Origin of the sequence: Paenibacillus sp. FSL K6-0276 (genome assembly GCF_037977235.1) — a bacterium.
In the GTDB taxonomy this organism is placed as follows: Bacteria; Bacillota; Bacilli; order Paenibacillales; family Paenibacillaceae; genus Paenibacillus_AQ.
On the sequence record NZ_CP150276.1, the window covers coordinates 5,098,306 to 5,115,187 of the forward strand.

General features: G+C 43.1%; 15 protein-coding genes. 2 read left to right on the forward strand and 13 right to left on the reverse strand.

What is annotated here, in order from left to right; all coding sequences use genetic code 11:
• Nucleotides 1–2: 2 nt before the first annotated feature.
• The 12 genes from MHH52_RS24045 to MHH52_RS24100 form a co-directional block, all read right to left on the reverse strand.
• Nucleotides 3–1,934 carry a hypothetical protein gene (locus MHH52_RS24045; RefSeq protein WP_340004821.1) on the reverse strand — a complete coding sequence of 644 codons (1,932 nt, stop codon included), beginning with the start codon at nt 1,932–1,934 and terminating at the stop codon, nt 3–5.
• Between the two features lie 40 nt (nt 1,935–1,974).
• A complete protein-coding gene (locus MHH52_RS24050) occupies nt 1,975–2,880 on the reverse strand; it encodes a fumarylacetoacetate hydrolase family protein (protein ID WP_340004823.1) in 906 nt (301 codons plus the stop codon).
• Nucleotides 2,881–2,904: 24 nt separating this feature from the next.
• Nucleotides 2,905–3,678, reverse strand: coding sequence for an SDR family NAD(P)-dependent oxidoreductase (locus MHH52_RS24055; protein WP_340004825.1), 774 nt, complete (start codon nt 3,676–3,678; stop codon nt 2,905–2,907).
• Between the two features lie 26 nt (nt 3,679–3,704).
• Complete coding sequence (locus MHH52_RS24060) at nt 3,705–4,607, reverse strand: aldo/keto reductase (protein ID WP_340004827.1); 903 nt, start codon at nt 4,605–4,607, stop codon at nt 3,705–3,707.
• A 15-nt stretch (nt 4,608–4,622) separates the two neighbouring features.
• Nucleotides 4,623–6,509, reverse strand: coding sequence for a heparinase II/III family protein (locus MHH52_RS24065; RefSeq protein ID WP_340004828.1), 1,887 nt, complete (start codon nt 6,507–6,509; stop codon nt 4,623–4,625).
• Nucleotides 6,510–6,633: 124 nt separating this feature from the next.
• A complete protein-coding gene (locus MHH52_RS24070) occupies nt 6,634–8,133 on the reverse strand; it encodes an ABC transporter substrate-binding protein (protein WP_313637107.1) in 1,500 nt (499 codons plus the stop codon).
• A 108-nt stretch (nt 8,134–8,241) separates the two neighbouring features.
• The gene (locus MHH52_RS24075) at nt 8,242–9,174 is read right to left on the reverse strand and encodes a carbohydrate ABC transporter permease (protein WP_313637164.1); all 933 of its coding nucleotides are present in this window, start codon (nt 9,172–9,174) and stop codon (nt 8,242–8,244) included.
• Nucleotides 9,175–9,188: 14 nt separating this feature from the next.
• Nucleotides 9,189–10,103, reverse strand: coding sequence for an ABC transporter permease subunit (locus MHH52_RS24080; RefSeq protein WP_313637106.1), 915 nt, complete (start codon nt 10,101–10,103; stop codon nt 9,189–9,191).
• Between the two features lie 223 nt (nt 10,104–10,326).
• On the reverse strand, nt 10,327–12,621 hold the full coding sequence (locus MHH52_RS24085) for an AraC family transcriptional regulator (RefSeq protein ID WP_340004830.1): 2,295 nt from the start codon (nt 12,619–12,621) through the stop codon (nt 10,327–10,329).
• A gap of 9 nt (nt 12,622–12,630) precedes the next feature.
• Nucleotides 12,631–13,470 carry an amidohydrolase family protein gene (locus tag MHH52_RS24090; RefSeq protein ID WP_313637104.1) on the reverse strand — a complete coding sequence of 280 codons (840 nt, stop codon included), beginning with the start codon at nt 13,468–13,470 and terminating at the stop codon, nt 12,631–12,633.
• A 294-nt stretch (nt 13,471–13,764) separates the two neighbouring features.
• Nucleotides 13,765–14,409, reverse strand: coding sequence for a hypothetical protein (locus MHH52_RS24095; RefSeq protein WP_313637103.1), 645 nt, complete (start codon nt 14,407–14,409; stop codon nt 13,765–13,767).
• A 306-nt stretch (nt 14,410–14,715) separates the two neighbouring features.
• A complete protein-coding gene (locus MHH52_RS24100; RefSeq protein ID WP_313637102.1) occupies nt 14,716–15,030 on the reverse strand; it encodes a hypothetical protein in 315 nt (104 codons plus the stop codon).
• 233 nt (nt 15,031–15,263) lie between these two features.
• Here MHH52_RS24100 and MHH52_RS24105 point away from each other — a divergent pair, with 233 nt between their 5' ends.
• A complete protein-coding gene (locus MHH52_RS24105; RefSeq protein WP_313637101.1) occupies nt 15,264–15,584 on the forward strand; it encodes a hypothetical protein in 321 nt (106 codons plus the stop codon).
• A 247-nt stretch (nt 15,585–15,831) separates the two neighbouring features.
• Here the strand turns inward: MHH52_RS24105 and MHH52_RS24110 are convergent, their stop codons facing one another.
• A complete protein-coding gene (locus tag MHH52_RS24110; RefSeq protein ID WP_019908812.1) occupies nt 15,832–16,056 on the reverse strand; it encodes a LuxR C-terminal-related transcriptional regulator in 225 nt (74 codons plus the stop codon).
• Nucleotides 16,057–16,305: 249 nt separating this feature from the next.
• On the opposite strand from MHH52_RS24110, the gene MHH52_RS24115 reads away from it, so the two are divergent.
• On the forward strand, nt 16,306–16,473 hold the full coding sequence (locus MHH52_RS24115) for a hypothetical protein (protein WP_340004834.1): 168 nt from the start codon (nt 16,306–16,308) through the stop codon (nt 16,471–16,473).
• Nucleotides 16,474–16,882 lie beyond the last annotated feature (409 nt).

Below are 16,882 nucleotides of genomic sequence, written 5' to 3' on the forward strand. Positions count from 1 at the left end.
GACTATAGCAATCTGCCCTTAAGCAAGTCTTTTTGTTCTGAATCCAGCCACGGCATATCGTAAGAAGGGGAGTTCACGTATCGATCCATGCTGATTCGAAGAGTCACGCTGGTTCCTTGTGCTAAATCTACGGTAAGCCATTTTTGGTGGACCGAAATCGTTTCGATCACCTCATCTTTATCACCGATAATGGAAGCTTCTCTAAATACGTGCTCCCCAAAAGTGCCAGCTTGAATGATAACAGAGCGATGATCAAACAAACTGATATTCACCAGTTCCACCGTCACGGAGTCAGCAGAGAGCTCTTTGACGAGCGCTGCAACGGATTCCGGCAATCCGGGTCTCTTGGCACATACGTCGAAATATCGAACCCGGGCATGCTGCAGCCCGCCGTGCGAAATATGCATCGGACCGCCTAATGTCAATTGGACAAGACTCTCCATATACACAGGACACATTTCTTGCCAGATATGAATGCTCGAGAAATCATTCTCACTGTACTGATCGGACCAGCTGTAAGGATCTCCGGTCTGTGATCTAAGTTTACTCAATTGCTGTTCAACAAGCTCGAAGTTGGCTTTTAAAGTCTGTATCGGATAATCCGGATGTTTGCCGGAGATAAATTGAAACCACGGCTGTGTATTGCCGATATAATGTTTGGTGTTTCTGCGTGTCTTTTTATCGGTACCGGATAGTTTCGGAATAATAATCTCATTCCAATCATGATCCTTGGGAATCCGCTCAATGCGCTCCAGATCTTCATCCGCCATGGACATCGTCCATAGGTAAACCGCATATTTGGGATCCGCGCCTCGGAAATCCGACCAACCTGAGTCAAATTTTTTATTTGGAACAACCCATTTGCCGTTCTGTTCTTTTCGAAGTGCCCAGTTTGCATCCAATTGCTCCCTGGCCAGGTTCAACTTGCTCATATCCCCTGACAGCAGCACCGCGTTCATACATGCATTCGTTAGCGGTTCAATGATCGTCAAGAACCCGTGCGGCCAGCGCCATCCGTAGTATCCGCCCCACCATTTGCCGTCATTGTACTCCCCGATTTTACCGGTCAGACCTATATTATCGGGTATGATCCCACCGTTTTGTTTCGTTCGCTCTTCCCACACGGCCAGGTATTCCAAAACCCACTCGCGATACTTTTCTTCTCCGAAATGAAGGAATGCATGAGTTACAAGCCCCGTGGCATTTAAATTCAATGGCACATCACCGCGAGTCATCCGCTCGTTCATCATGGCGATAACGCGGGCATAAACCTCATCGTTCGACCATGCGCATGTTCCGCTAGCAAAGTCCACGCCCGGAATATCCTCATAAGGTGCCAAATAATCATCGAGAATGCCGCGGTGTGTGCACCAATCCTCGCCAGTAAGTTCAAATCGAGGACCAAGGCTTCCCGTAATGGGTGAACGAATCAGCTTTCGTTCTTTATCATAGTTTGGCGCTTCTTTGTCCTCACCCATATACATGGCGGCAAATCGCGCCGCCCGCTGACGATCCTTCAATGTAGCAGGGCCGGCGAGTCCCAGAAAATAGATGTACAAATACCCTTCGCCGTGATGCATCCAGTCGTAATACGCGTCGAATTCGCGATGAATTTGACCATATTCCGTCCACTGCCATGTGATGCCGTCCCAAATTTTGCGGGACAGCTCATGCAGTTCAGAACTACCGCCAAGCATATATAGAAGAGCCAAATTCATAAATCCTTCATAGGGATCATCCGATCCGTCCATACCCGGCCAATCCTGTCTCCAGATAAGCGTACCGTCCGGTTGCGTATAGCGTTCAACAAACTCCACAGCCGCCTTGTTCAATTGATCAAATAATTGACGTTGCATGAATGCCCACTGTGGCGGTATCGTTTTCCGCTTTGCGGCAATGACAGGAATGGATTGCGGGTTCTCTGTAATGGCCATCGTGAAACCTCCTGTTTCTCTGTCCGTTTGTACTGATTTTTTACGATTCGGCTACCATCGTATTGGTGATTGACCCCAGTTTTTCAATCTGAATGGTCACTTGGTCGCCGTCTTTCAAGTACACCTGCTTCTCAGGAGGATATCCAAGCACAACTCCTTCCGGCGTTCCAGTCAAAATGATATCTCCCGGAACCAGAGTCATATGCTGAGAAATATAACTGACGATTTCATCGCAGTAAAAAACCATATCGGATGTATTGGAATGCTGTCGCACTTCGCCATTAACAAGACACTTAATCTCCAAATCGTTAGGGTTACCGACTTCATCAGCTGTGACCAGATACGGACCGAGCGGCGAAAATTTATCGCAGGATTTGCCCAGCAACCACTGATGAGTGCGAAGCTGCAAATCACGTGCCGACAAATCGTTCACATTGCAATACCCGAACACATGTGAAAGCGCGTTTTCCTTGGAAACATACTTGGCCTTTTTGCCGATGACAATCACCAGTTCTGCCTCATAATCCACTTTCTCCGAAACTCTCGGGAGTGGAATCGCCTCATCAGGACCAGCCAACGTATTGTTGAATTTGTTAAAGAGAATCGGGTATTCCGGAATCGGTGCATTCGTTTCTTCCGCATGCTTCCTGTAATTCAAGCCAACACAAATGATTTTATTCGGATGCGTAACACACGGCCCCAGCCTGAGCGTTGACTCCTCCAGCATGCAGGAACGGGTCGCAGTTTCGGATTGCCGAACTTGATCTATATAATCACGAAGCGCAGCGAGAGCCTTATCTCCGCCATCAAGTAACTCATGAATCGTTGCTGGAATCGGTTTTTCCGACCCTACCAAGGATAGGGCACTTTGAATATCTAGAACTCCTTCGTCCGTCTTCACTCCAAGTCGATATTGATCATTATGAATAAAGGTTAGTAACTTCAAGAGATCGCCCTCCAATATATATTGTTACGCATCTTTGCCGAATACGACGCCGCCGTCGATATATAGCGGAGAACCCATCATAAACTTCGATTCGTCCGAAGCAAGGAACAACGCGGCAAACGCCACATCTTCCGGTCTTCCCAGTTCGCCGCTAAGCTGGCGTTTCTTAATCGATCCAATCGCGGTATCAGGATCTTCGTAACTATTTTTTAAGTAATTCTCCACAAAAGGAGTCAGAATGGTTCCCGGTAGCAGCGCGTTGACACGTATATGATATGGCGCATAATCCACCTGCATGGACTTCGTCAAGGCCAACACAGCACCTTTCGTTGCCGAATAAGAAGCGCGCTTTGCCAAACCGATTTCTGCGACGCACGAAGACATATTGATAATCGAGCCTGATTTGCGCTCCATCATGTGCGGAAGTACATATTTGCTTGGCAAGTAAACGCCGCGAATATTTACATTCATCACACGGTCCCATACGTCAGGCTCAACCTCATGTAACGCACCGACCCCACTGATTCCGGCATTATTGAACAAAACATCGACCTGGCCGAACTGTTCGATGATCTCTGTCACCATCGCCTGGACTGAAGCGGGATCGGTGACGTCCGCTTGAATGAAGACGGCTTTACCTCCGGCTTGAGTGATTTCCTTCACGGTCGCTTCACCTTTCACCATATCCAGATCATTGACAATTACAGTGGCTCCTTCTTGAGCAAAAAGTAGCGCGCTCCCTTTTCCGATGCCGGAAGCGGAACCCGTAATAAGCGCGATTTTTCCTGCGAGTCTCATTCTGACTCCTCCTATCCAATATTGTTCTAAAACAATCGCTGTCCAGGGAATAATCCAATCACTTTTTTCATCTCTTCATCGGATAATCCTCTTCCATCGCAATAGCCGGTGTTTAAATCCAGCGACTTGACCGAAGTCGTTCCGACTAATGTAATTGCGATATCCGGGCATGTCAGACTGAATCGAAGCGCGGGCTCAACAAGTCCATTCAGTTCACTTTTGCGTAAAAAATCCAACTGCGCCATTCTTCGTTCCGCCTCTTCAAGCATCACCTTATTATTCCTTAAAAAAGGCGCCGGACGGTCAGCTAAAATTCCCATCGCAAGCGGACTGCCATGAATGACGCCGATATTTTTTTCCTTCGCAAGGGGTAATAGCTCGTCTTTTGCCGTATAGTCTACTAATGTATATTTGGCATACGTCTGGATGGTATCGACCAGATCTTCGCGCAGGAATGGCATCAACAGCTCAAGATCTCCTGCATTTACACCAATCGCTCTTACTTTCCCTTGCTCTTGCAGCTTGCGGAAAGCAGGCAGTGTTTCATTTACGGCCTGTTCATAAGTCGTCTGCTCCAATTCATGCAGTTGGATTAAATCAATATAATCCGTTTGTAGTCTGCGTAAGCTCTCTTCAACAGACTTGATTGTATTGTCATACGAATAAGGGTCCCCACGCATGATCGCCTTGGAGGCAAGAATGACATCCCCGCGTTTACCTTTCAGGGCTTTCCCTATTCTCCGCTCGCTTTCCCCACGTCCATACAAAGGGGCAGTATCAATAAAGTTAATGCCAAAATCCAAAGCACTATCGATCACATGAGTAACGGTTTCATCCGTTGTCTCGCCGAAATCGCCGCCAAGCGGTGCGCCGCCCAAACCGATTTTGGATACTCGAAAACCTGTTTTTCCCAATATGGCATATTCCACGCTGCTCCGACTCCTTTATTGTAAATTTGGTGCAAGATGATTCCCTTTGTGGATTTCGAACTTGAATGTCATCTCCATGATTCTTTCGGGGTGATTGCAGTGAAGGATCATCCGGTAGAATTTCTTTCCCTTTTCCGTGTCGGAATCCAGTGTTACATCCTCCACTTCCACACGCCAGTCGTTCTCTTCATAGAAGAACGTCACGCTGTTCAACAAGAATTGACCTGGAGCAGTTTTTACCGGTTCGGTACTGCTGATAAACACCTCCTGGAAGGAATTGGGCTTGGCCAAAAATGAAACCTGATCCCGGATCAGAAGTTGAGGCGATTCATTCTCTGCGCGTTTCCATGCAAAATGTCGTGTAAGACTTTCCAAAGAAGGACAGTCATAGGCTTGAGTCAAATCAAGGGAAAACGTCATCTCTTTTTCCGTCTGATGATGTTCGACCAATTCGGCGTAATACCGTTTTCCGAAGCCCTGTCTGCATCCGTCCACAATAGGCACTGAGTGTCCGTGCGAGCCGGCGTTCAATTGATTGTAGCGATATTCTGGCTGGAAATACTGTCTGGTATAGATACCCAGCCCCATATCCGCAAGCACGCTTTGACCGTCAACATGCAGGATGAAGTGTCCTAAATCATTATGATTATGAGGTTCTTCGTTATAGCCGCCCTTTGCTGCAAAAGCAACAAAATGTCCCTCCGTATCGATGACCTTTGAAATGGCCCACTGATTTCCTTCGAAAATCCGCTCTTCTATCGACCCCGATTTGTGCCGTTCCGCTTCCCGGGACTCTGTCTGTTCAGGCGACCACAGCAAAAGTCTTGAGGTCTCAATCCAGCTGTTGGATGTCGGCTGCAGCAAGCTCGATAATTCTGGCATTTGAAGAGATGGTGCGTAGCTTTGCAATCGGTGAATCAATCCCGGATTCCATTTCACCTGTTCAGGAGAGTCGGAGAAATTGACCACTTTGCCGTCACCCAGCATACAAAATTGCGGAAAGAGTGAAATCTGCTCGATTTTGGAATCTGCTAAAAGGGAAATCCGTCCTTGGGTTCGCTCTTTTAACAATTCCGAAAAAAAGACAAAATGAGAGAAACCGTACTGCCAGTATGCCGGTCCTTCAGGAGTAGCTCCTTGTTCATCAAAGCCCGACAGGTAACCGCGCAGAACATTAATCACCCTCCACAGCATGCCGCTTAGCTTTTCACTGTCCTGTTCCATATAAATCGCCGCCGCTCCAATGGAAGAGGCGCAAACGGCAGGCCAATTGTTCGTTTTGAGTTCCCAGTTCTGAGGAACCGGGTCATGAAAGTAAACTTGAAATAGTCGTCGTTCGATTTCGGCCTTGACCCGTTCCACCACCCAAGGATGCAATCGGCTCCCCATGAAATGGATGATTTCAGCAAGCGTAAACCCGATATGCGCCGATGCCAAATCCACCGTTTCGCGCGGCATGTTCGGCTGGTCCCAAATTCGATGCGGATATTGGTTAATGTAAAGTCCCACATGCGCAGGTAGTACCCAGGTAAATTCATTGCAAATGCTCCAAAGTGCGTTTTCCAGTCCCGCGACCCATTCCGGATTTTGCTTGTCTGCCATGACCAGCAAGCTGAACGTATGAACGCCTGCGATTAAATGATCCCGCTTATTCTGATAGAAAGAGCGGTCACCGGTGGTGCCGAATAAAATAAACTCCGAGAATTGCGGCGGAAGCGGCTGCTCTTTGATCCGTTCTTCTCCGCCCTTCTTCAGTTGCTCCCAAAAAGCTGAATATTTGGGATCTTCGCTAATTCTCCGCCAATGTTCAGAAGAGCCCGCTTCCTCATACAGCTTATTTGTTGAATGAGACGTCTCTTCCAAGGCCTGCTTTAACTGCTTTAATGTTAATTGATTTATCAATCCTGTCACCTCTGCTGTTGAAGACCTAATGAACTAAAAACAAGTGGATATCCATATAAACAGATACGTACAGCGACTCATGCTACGATCGTCGCTGTACGCATACATATCAATCAATTTACGATTACTTTGTTTGCTTCCAGGCCTTAATCTGCTTCGCCAGTTCATCCATAACCTTATCGGTGCCAGCTTGCTTCAGTTTATCTTGGAATTCTTTCAACTTTTCGTTCGGATCCCATGTACCGGTTTCCAATGCAGGTAGATACTGATCGATTACTGTCGCCAGGTTTGCGATTTCAGCCATAACAGGTGTGCTGTCAAACTTAAAGCCCATTAATGGAGATTTCGTCGCGGATTCATTCGCCTTTTTGGTCTCCTCTAAGACAGCAGGATCGACGCCTTCAACTAAGTAGCCATTGAATGTATTACCGAATACCCATCCTGCATTTGGCGCGTAACCCGCATCTTTGTTTACTTGAATCACGTTGTCGGACACTTTGGTGTAATGTTTTCCTTCCACGCCAAAGCTGATGGTGTTATAAAGTTCTTTATCTGTGTTCAACAGGTTAATAAACATCATCGCACGCTCAGGATTTTTGGAGTTCTTGTTGATGGCTTGCATGGTAGTAATGACTGTACCTGTGGATGCATAAGGCTCTGTCAATGGAACATAGATGACATCATTTCCACCATTAGCAGCTTTGGCTTCGACTTCTCCGCCGGGTTTAAGAACGTTATGAAACTGTACTGCAGCATTGCCTGTTTGGATAATATCGTTTTTGTTTTTCAAAGTAGCCGCATTTTCATTGACGTAGCCCTTTGTATACCAATTTCTCATCGTATCCAGATAATGCTTATACTGTTCGGTCTCAAACAGATTAATCGGAGTTTCGGGATTCTTCAGATCTACGCCGATTATGTTATTTGCCGTAATCGCTTCCATACCGAGAGATTGGGGCATGATATTGAATCTTCCATACTTGTCATTCAGAAATGGTACAATCTCCGCTGATTCGCCTTCTTTAATTAGCTTCAGGAACGGCTCGATGTCTTCAAACTTCTTGATGGAGTTCACATCTAGATTATATTTGTCCGCGAAACGCTTTTGAATAATGAAGCCTTCTCTTTTTGTTACCGTCTGATAGTTAGGAACGCCATAAACTTTACCTTGAATTTTGGCTGCATCCCACACGAATTCCGGCATCGATTCCAATAAACCTGGCGCGTTGCTATTCAGCAAATCATCGAGTTCAAGGAATGCGCCTTTCGATTGATTTTGCAAATAATCCCAGTTCCAGTTCGCCGTCCATGCAATGTCGTAACTCTCACCGGATGCGACGACCGTATTCATTTTTTGATTGTAATCAGCAAAGGTATGCGCTTTCAGTTTTACGGTTGCGTTGATTTTTTCCTTGGTAATTTTGTTTACGGCTTCCTGCACGGTATCCAGATCTTGCGGAATGGCACTCAGCGGAAAATTCCAAACGAGTTCCACCATCGGAAGTTCTTCTTTCTGTTGTCCTTCCCCAGCTGTCTTTTTCTCTTCCTTGGCACCGCCGCACGCCACCAAAACCATCGTCAGACTGAGCACACCTGCAATTACTTTGAACCATTGCTTATTCATCGCATAATTCCCCCTAATTTGATTCTTATATCAACTGTTCGTGATGACGTGAAGATATTCTTGTATCCGCACGTTCACCAGAAAACAGTTTGATAACGTTCTTTGATGTTAGCCTTTGACAGAGCCTACTGTTAAGCCGCTAATGAAATATTTTTGGAAAAATGGGAACACAAGCATCATTGGTCCTGCTGCAAGCACCGCCATGGCCATTCTTGTTGACAAGCTCGGGAATTGTGTCATGTCGATACTTACGTTAACGGATGATAAGTTGTTTGATAAATATTCAATGGTACTCATCACACGATACAGCATCAATTGAAGTGGAATCAGATTTTGGTTGTCGATGAACAGCAAGCCCAGCCACCAGTCGTTCCAATACTGGAAAGAAATAAATAGTCCAATGGTTACCATCGCAGGCAAGGAAAGCGGAATCACCATGGTAAAGAAAATGCGCCATTCGCTTGCTCCGTCCATTTTTGCAGATTCAATGACCTCCAGGGGTATTTTATCCATAAAGCCTTTCATCACAAGAATGAAAAATGGACTGAGCAGATAAGGAACAATCAATGCCCCTATTGTGTCTTTCAGATGCAAGTACTGAGTAACCATAATATAGAACGGAACGAGTCCGCCGCTAAATAATGTTGTAAAGAATACGAAAAAAGTCATTATTTTACGGTACCGATAATCTTTCCTTGAAATCGTGTAGGCGGTCAAACTTGTAAGAAACAAGCCTACAACCGTCCCGATCACCGTTACTAGAATCGTAATGCCATATGCATTAAGCAAAACACCAGGCGAATCAAAAATCAAGGAATACGCGGCAAGACTGAACTTTTCCGGAATCAATTGGTATCCGCTTTGCAATAGTGTCTTTTCATCCGTGAATGAAATGGATATAACCAGAAGCAACGGGATGATAAACAGGATGGATAGCAAACAGAAGAAAAGATTAATGATCCGGGAGCTCCATCTGGATTGTTTGCTTTCGAAAAAACTTTTTGCAGCTTTCTTATTGATTGCGACTTGTGAAGTCGGCATCATACATTCCCTCCTTACCAAAGTGCGTTATCTTCGTTTATCTTTTTAACAATCCAGTTCGCTAACAAGACCAGAACAAATCCGACGACGGACTGGTAAAATCCTATCGCAGTAGACATTCCAATATCCCCGACAACCCGAAGTGAGCGATATACATAAGTATCGATAACATCGGTCGTGCCGTAGAGGAAACTTGAATCGTTTGGAATAAAGTAGAACAATCCAAAGTCGGCTCGGAATATTTTCCCCACATCCACAATGAACAAAATCACGATCAATGGTGTCAGTAATGGAATCGTAATCTTTCGAATCATCTGCCATTTGTTCGCACCATCAATTTTGGCTGCTTCATAATAACTGGAGTCAATTCCTAGAAGCCCTGCATAGTAAATCAGTGTTGAGAATCCTACAGCTTTCCATAGTTGAGTAATAACGATGATTACGGGCCAATACTTCGCCTGTTCATACCATTTGATCGCCTCTTCACCGAACATTCCTAACGTAACGTTTATAAATCCGCTTTTATGATCTAGGAATGCCAGTACTACGTATCCGACCACAACCCATGATAGGAAGTAAGGCAAAAATAATACCGTTTGATGCAACTTGATCCACTTTCTTGAGACTTCATTCAACAAGATCGCCAATGTAAGCGCTATTACCATTGTGAGCACAATAAAAGAAAGATTGTAAAGAATTGTGTTCCTCGTAACAATGAACGCTGTATCCGAACGGAAGAAAAACTCAAAGTTTTTTAAACCCACCCACTCGCTTCCGAATACTCCAAGATCGTATCGATATTGCTTAAACGCAATGACCAATCCAAGCATAGGTAGATAACTAAGTAACAATTTATACACGATCGCCGGTAATGACATGACAAACAAATCCCGGTTACGCTTGAAATGCCGCCACTCCTTTTTTAACATTCCCGCTCCTCCTTCTCATTGCCGTATGCGACTTCTGTGCCCCTATTATCCAGCGAAAACAAGGATAAAGAATACTGTAATTTTAAAAAAACACTCTACTTTTTGCAGGTAAAATCGCGAAAACACTGTAGTTTTACGATAAAAACGCAAAACTGCCCAGTAAGCATCGCTTCAGCATTAAACCTTCAAACTGAAACGGCTTACGGGCAGCCATTGAAACTTCCTAGTCCTTAATGACTTTTTTGAAACGATATTCTTTGGGCGTTGTGCCAAACTTCTTCTTGAAGAGCTTGAAGAAATAGCTTTCGTTACTGTAACCCACCATGTCCATAATGCGTGAAATGTTGTAATCTTTGTTCTCAAGAAGCATGAGCGCATTGCACAGACGGACCTCATTAATATATTCGCTGATCGACATCGATTCCTGTTGCCTGAATTGCTTGCTGATATGGGCTGATGATAATTTCATGGCGCTCGCTATACTCTGCAGACTTAGATTGGCATCATCATAATGCTCCTCAATCATTTCTTTTATCGTATCAATCAAAATCCGGTTGGACTGCATTTTGAAGTCCTGTGAGCGTTGATGTTGAATTTCTTGAAATATATTCAAGAAAATGTTGAACATGGCCTGTAGCGATTCCTGTTTGAGCAGCTGCTGGTATTGATATTTGAAGTCCAAATTCACTTGTCTGACGGAGCGATTGTTGATATCTCCCACCGCTTGATTAAGAATGGTGAACAGATTAAAAATGGAATACATGATGTTGTTATAATGCAAGCTTTCCAATTGGTGAAACAAAATTTCGAGTTGTTCACGGAATATATTGCTATGACCGGACTTGATGGATTCCGAAATTTTCTTCTCCACCTCTGCCGGGAATTGAAATGGTCCGTTATTTTCCATATTACGTTTAACATGCTCGGAAGTAATAATACAAGATTCCCCATAAATGATGCGGTAGGATGCATTTTCCAGAACCTGTCCATATTGACGTGAAAGCTGGGTGTAATCTTCCATCTCATTCCCGATCGTAATGGAGAAAGAAATTCGGTAATATGCTTTGATGGTTTGCTGAAGCTCTTGTAAAACTCCTATCAGGTCATCCAAATGCATACTGGAACCTTCCCGGTCTTCCCCTAGCAACAGGACGAAATGATCGTTCTGCATGGGTACGACTTCACAGTGCAAATCTCTCGCTAAAATTTCCTTAGTAATATTGGCAATCGCAAATTTATAGAGACGCTTATCAGAATCGCTTGATTGTCTTTCAAATTTCTCCAGATCATCAATTAAAAGCACGCAAAGACGCAGCTTGTGATGGAGATCGATATCCCACTGGGTCTGCTTGATCTCCTGCGGCGTTAACAGGCTTGTATCGGAGATAAGTCTTCGGAGCGCAAAGGTTTTAAGCGTATCCCTCTGTGAATATTCTTCCTTTTCCAACTTGACTAATTTATGCATCGCGTCTTGATATTCGCTTGTAATAAGCTTGAGCTCATCGAGATCCGAACGTTTTTCTACCCCGCTGAATCGTTTCCCGAATATCTGCTGCAGCATATTTTCAATAGGTCGATAGAGTCGATAGGCTATAAAAAAGGAAACCACTATAGATAGAATGAGAATTACGCTTATAATAATCAAAGAATTCCTTCGCATCTCATGGAGCTCCCCGAGGACAACATCATAAGGCTGTAAGCTCGCAATGATCCAATTACTCTGACTCGATGACATAAAGCTAAGTATAAACTTGTTGCTGCCGCTCTCATGGACGAGATAATCCTGATCAACCCCGGCCTCAGCTCGATTTCGAATCACCTCACGGTATTCCTCCAAAGGAATCGGAGTACTCATGTTAGTCTCCAGAAGTGGCGTCCCCGACTTGTCCGTAATAAAAATAGTACCGTGCAGTTCACTGTTCACATGATTCATATTACTGATATTATCGAAAAGCCAAGATGGCTTTAAGGTCACAATCATCTTGCTTTCTGTTAATTTCTCATAGATAAACATCGAGAAAACCGGCGACTTAACATTTTCGCCCGATATGGGAATAAACTCTAGCTTGGGTATTTCATTTTGAGATTTAATATAACTGGATATCAAACCGTTCATGCCATCGTCCAAGCAATTTATGCTACTTTTCGTCGAGTAGTAACACTTGGTATTCGCGTTATAAATCGTTATGTTTTGAAGGAACATGGATCCAGAAACTGTTTTTTCTAATCTGTTCAGCTTCTGTGCGAGCTCTCCTTTATCCATGACCGACGTATTCAATAAATAAACGACATCCGGATCCATATAAGTGGAAACCGTAATATTTTTGACCGTTTCATTTAAATTATCGATATTATATTTAATTTGTGAAAGCACTTTCAAATCTGCTTGCTGCTGCATTTTGATCATCTTATTCTCAGAAGTGTAATATAGTAGCGAAGAACTCACCGTCAGAAAAATAACCGTAACGACAGAAATGGAGAGAAGTAGCTGGAACAGATATTTTTTTGACTTATACATGTTTTCCTCCTATTGTAAATCATATATCCTAGCTGCATTATGGCCAAAAATATGACGGATTTCGTCAGCAGACAAGAAAATGGACAACGCCTCCTCGATCATGGACTTCATTTCCTTATAACTGCCGGCCTGCAAACAAATCGGCCAGTCGCTGCCAAACATCAATCGGGAAGAACCGAACACCTTAATAACATGCTGAATATAAGGCTGTATCACTTGGGCAGGCTTCCTATCTCCAAATGACCCCTCCGTCATCAATCCAGACACTTTGCAAGAGGTACGTTGAAATTTCGCAATGGAGCGCATTCCGTCCGCCCATAGTTGATAATTCTTCCCGGACAAATCCGGCTTGCCCAGATGATCGACAACAGCTGACAGGTTAGGCACATGCTCCAATAGCTTTGCCATCCCTGCCAGGGCAGGTGGACGAATTAACAATTCAACAGCACAATCATCCTCAGCAAGTATTGATAAATTATGTATGAGCTGCTTGTGATGTCTCCACTCTCCATCTGCTAAATCTGGAAAATTTGGACGAATCCCCACGAAACGCGGATGGCTTCGAAAACGAAGATAATGCTTTTCAAAATCTGAAGCGTTGATATCAAGCCATCCCACTACGCCAATCAAGGTTTCCTCTTTGTCGCACAAATCAAGGAGAAATGAAGTCTCTTCCATCGTCGGCGCCGCTTGTACCACAATCGTCCCCTGAACACCGTTATGGTGCAATTCATCTTTTAACAGGTCCGGCATATAGTCCCGAAATAGTATGGGGCCAGAGGCTGGAGTCAACCAACCATAATCCCCCCGATCCAGTATCCAGTAGTGCTGATGTGCGTCTATTATCATGACATACAACCCCATTCCTGATTTTAGCAGATTTACATCTTTATTGATTACAGTAGTTCGAGTTGTGCAATTTTTCAAGATAAAAATATTTCAACCGCTATCCTTATGGTATCCGAAATATGGATGGGGCACGAAGGAGAAATGAGGATTACATTCAATTTCACAACCAATATCTACCACATAAAAGCTAAATAAGCTGCCTCCGGTAGAGTACCGGAAGCAGCTTACAGCCTAGGGTTTTATTTCAGTACGTGCATTTTACAACCTTGTGGAAAACGGAAATAAGTGTCATCTCTACAATTTAAAATGTTCTCTAACTAACCTAAATTGTTCTTCTACGCTCATACTAGGTATTCTTTCAATGGTTTTAATCCCCATCTTAGTACAAGCAGTCTTAATTTCATTGGAGAACTTAACCATAGATTTGTTACCGTGTTTAATCGTTTCCTCTGGATTTAATGTGTAGGCGTTAATACAATCCAAAATCATCTTATGGTCTTCTCTAAAGTAATATAATCTCTCTATCTCTTCGTCGGACGTATAAAAACAAATCATTCTCTCTTCTGGGATAAATGGTAGAATACGTTCTGGTATTATTCCTAAATCTATTATAATTGGTTTGTCATTAGGCATTATCAACAAGTCAATGATAAAGAAGTCCATCATCTCTTCGACGATTTGAAATAACCATTGGCAATGTTCATCTACCGGTTTATTGAACCACTTATTCCAATCCAAATCAGGATTAGGAAATTGAAGGGCAGGGTATTCAACAGGACTAGTGAATGGTCTATATTTTAAGACATCATCACCTAGTGTTTGAAAGCCTAACTCCTCTACAAATTTTTTGGTCATTGTGGTCTTCCCAGCACAAGGTCCACCATTTAGCCAATATACATGTTGTAATTGTTCTTTCAAATAATTATTATTTATCTTCATCCAACACACCCCATTTGATTCGTGAAGTCTCTTAAGCTAACAGATTGGTCTCGGGGAGGTGGCGGATTCTTATCTTTCTATAACAGTGAAAGCACATTCAAATCCTCCTTTCTTTGTACAGATAGTTATATTCAACGAGTTAGGTTAATTTCCCTCTTTGTTAGATTCCCGGGACCGTTGGTGCTTTAGCCAGTTGTTCTTCCAGATACCTTACAGCCTCAGGCTCTTTCGTGAAGGCACCTCCGGGGCATCCCTGCTTCCCCTTACTTTCGATTAATCATATATGCATTGAGAATTATTATCAATTTAATTTGCTAATTCCTCCAATCGTTCAATTAGCATTGGAATCGCTACTTCAATCCAAAACTCCAGACAAACATGCCCACTGGACATACCACCATGACTGTATTTCTCACAATAGATTTGTTTATCTAAAACACCTAAGCTACTTCCTGTTAATTCCTCAAACGCGTATTTGAATCTCTGTGCAAACTCCTCACCTGTACATGGATAAGTCACTTCTTGAAAGTAACTCTCTAGCTCATCCCAAAGATATGGATCCCCTCTTAATCCCCACCTTTTTGGTCGCTCATTAAAAATAACTGATACTGTCTTTAGCATTCCCAGCCCCCGCTTTCGAATTGGTCAACTATATCTTAACTCTATGAATCAAGTTAGAATTTCCGAATACATCATGCTCACTTAAACTGTGTAAACAGTACTACTGTATCATTTTTAACCGCCAATTGTTCCAAATCCAATTATAATGTTCCTGACTACAATTAGATGATCTCACGGCTGGCCAATTACTTAAAACTATTTAAAAATTTGATTAATATAGGGAGAAGATATAAATGATATTTTTTTCAGAAAGTTCAAAAATACCAGATAAATATGCAGACTTTTTGAATAAGATTGCAACTTTCTATGGGGAAGAAGAAAATTTCAAAGATATTGTAAACGACACTATGGAAATCTTAAGACTATCGTTTAAGGATGATATTTCCGATGCAGAATTGTTAAAGCGCGCAAGTCTTAATGGTATCATTAATGATCCGGATGTCTTTATGGAAATGATAAGTGACAATCCTGATAAAACCAAAATAAAAACAGTTTATATGGAAGAACTTAATGCTTTGTATTACACGGTAAATGACATTTTCAGAACACTATGAGGAAATGATACCTCTGATTCAATCGATACAGGAGTTGTAGCACCCAACCGGAGAATAACCGTTGATCTCCTTTTCATGATGAACTGGCCGAGCTTTCCTTGACGAGACAGAAGACCGCAGAGCAGCTTAAAACCATGCAGGAAAGGTATTTGGCAGACTCCGCTAATACGCATAAACAACAAAAAACCTTCCCACACCCCTAAGGGTGAAGAAGGCTTAAACGCGTCACTTCCGAAGACATGGCCAGCTATATTTTCAGCTCCCCAAGCTTAATCAGCTCGACAACCGCTTGTGAACGGCCTTTAACGTTTAATTTTTGCATTACATTGGAGATGTGGTTCCGAACTGTTTTTTCGCTGATAAATAACAAACCAGCGATATCACGAGTCGTTTTGTCCTGCACGAGAAGCTCAAAAACTTCGCGCTCACGATGAGTCAACAGAAATTTGCTGTGGTGTTCGTTCCCCTTCAATGGTGTCACCCCTCCTTGCCCTGGGTTTGTTTGGTATAACAAGGTAAAGGGATACAGTCAAAACATATTATGTACTCGGGATGTTAATGGTGCTGTCACAACTATAAAATGGGCTTAATCATGCCTATCTTAGTACACCGCTTTAGTGAGGGAATTCACCTGCAATAACTTGAAATTTTCTCGAATAAAATCATCTCCTTTCAGGGCAAACTACAACTTGTTGTTCTTTATTAAAGGAGGTGTGTGTGTATGAGCAATTCAAAAAACAATCAACCTACTAAAGCAGAAGTACAAACTACGAAATCAAACAAATTACCATTAGTGGGTAAATTCGAACCGGAATTTTCTGCTGAGGAAGCTGCAGAAGTGTTTGAAAATCATCCCTCTGCGGATCATGAATCCCATAATGAACAATAAAATGCGGATGACGCTTTGATCTTATTCTTAGCCAGGATCAAATCATTAAAGAATGGGGCTGTCACATAAGTAGCTTTTTCCGATAAATGAGACAGTCTGGTTCAATGTTAAAAATCGCAAACAACATAGAGCAGCGACTCAGCCATTATTGGGGAATCGCTGCTTTGTGTTGTTGGTCGTTGACTACCCGCTTCAACAGTATATTCATCATCTCCTTCTGAGGTTTACGGACCCAGATGACGTTATTTGCAAATTACTGCAAACTCAACTCCCCACTCCCGGGAGTTTTTTTGTCGTGCAATTAAAAACTATGAAATACATCACATTTTTATTGACAGCAATTGTATACGGACTTATGATAAATCCAGCATAAATGATAACGATTATCATTCACATATAAAAAAGGGGT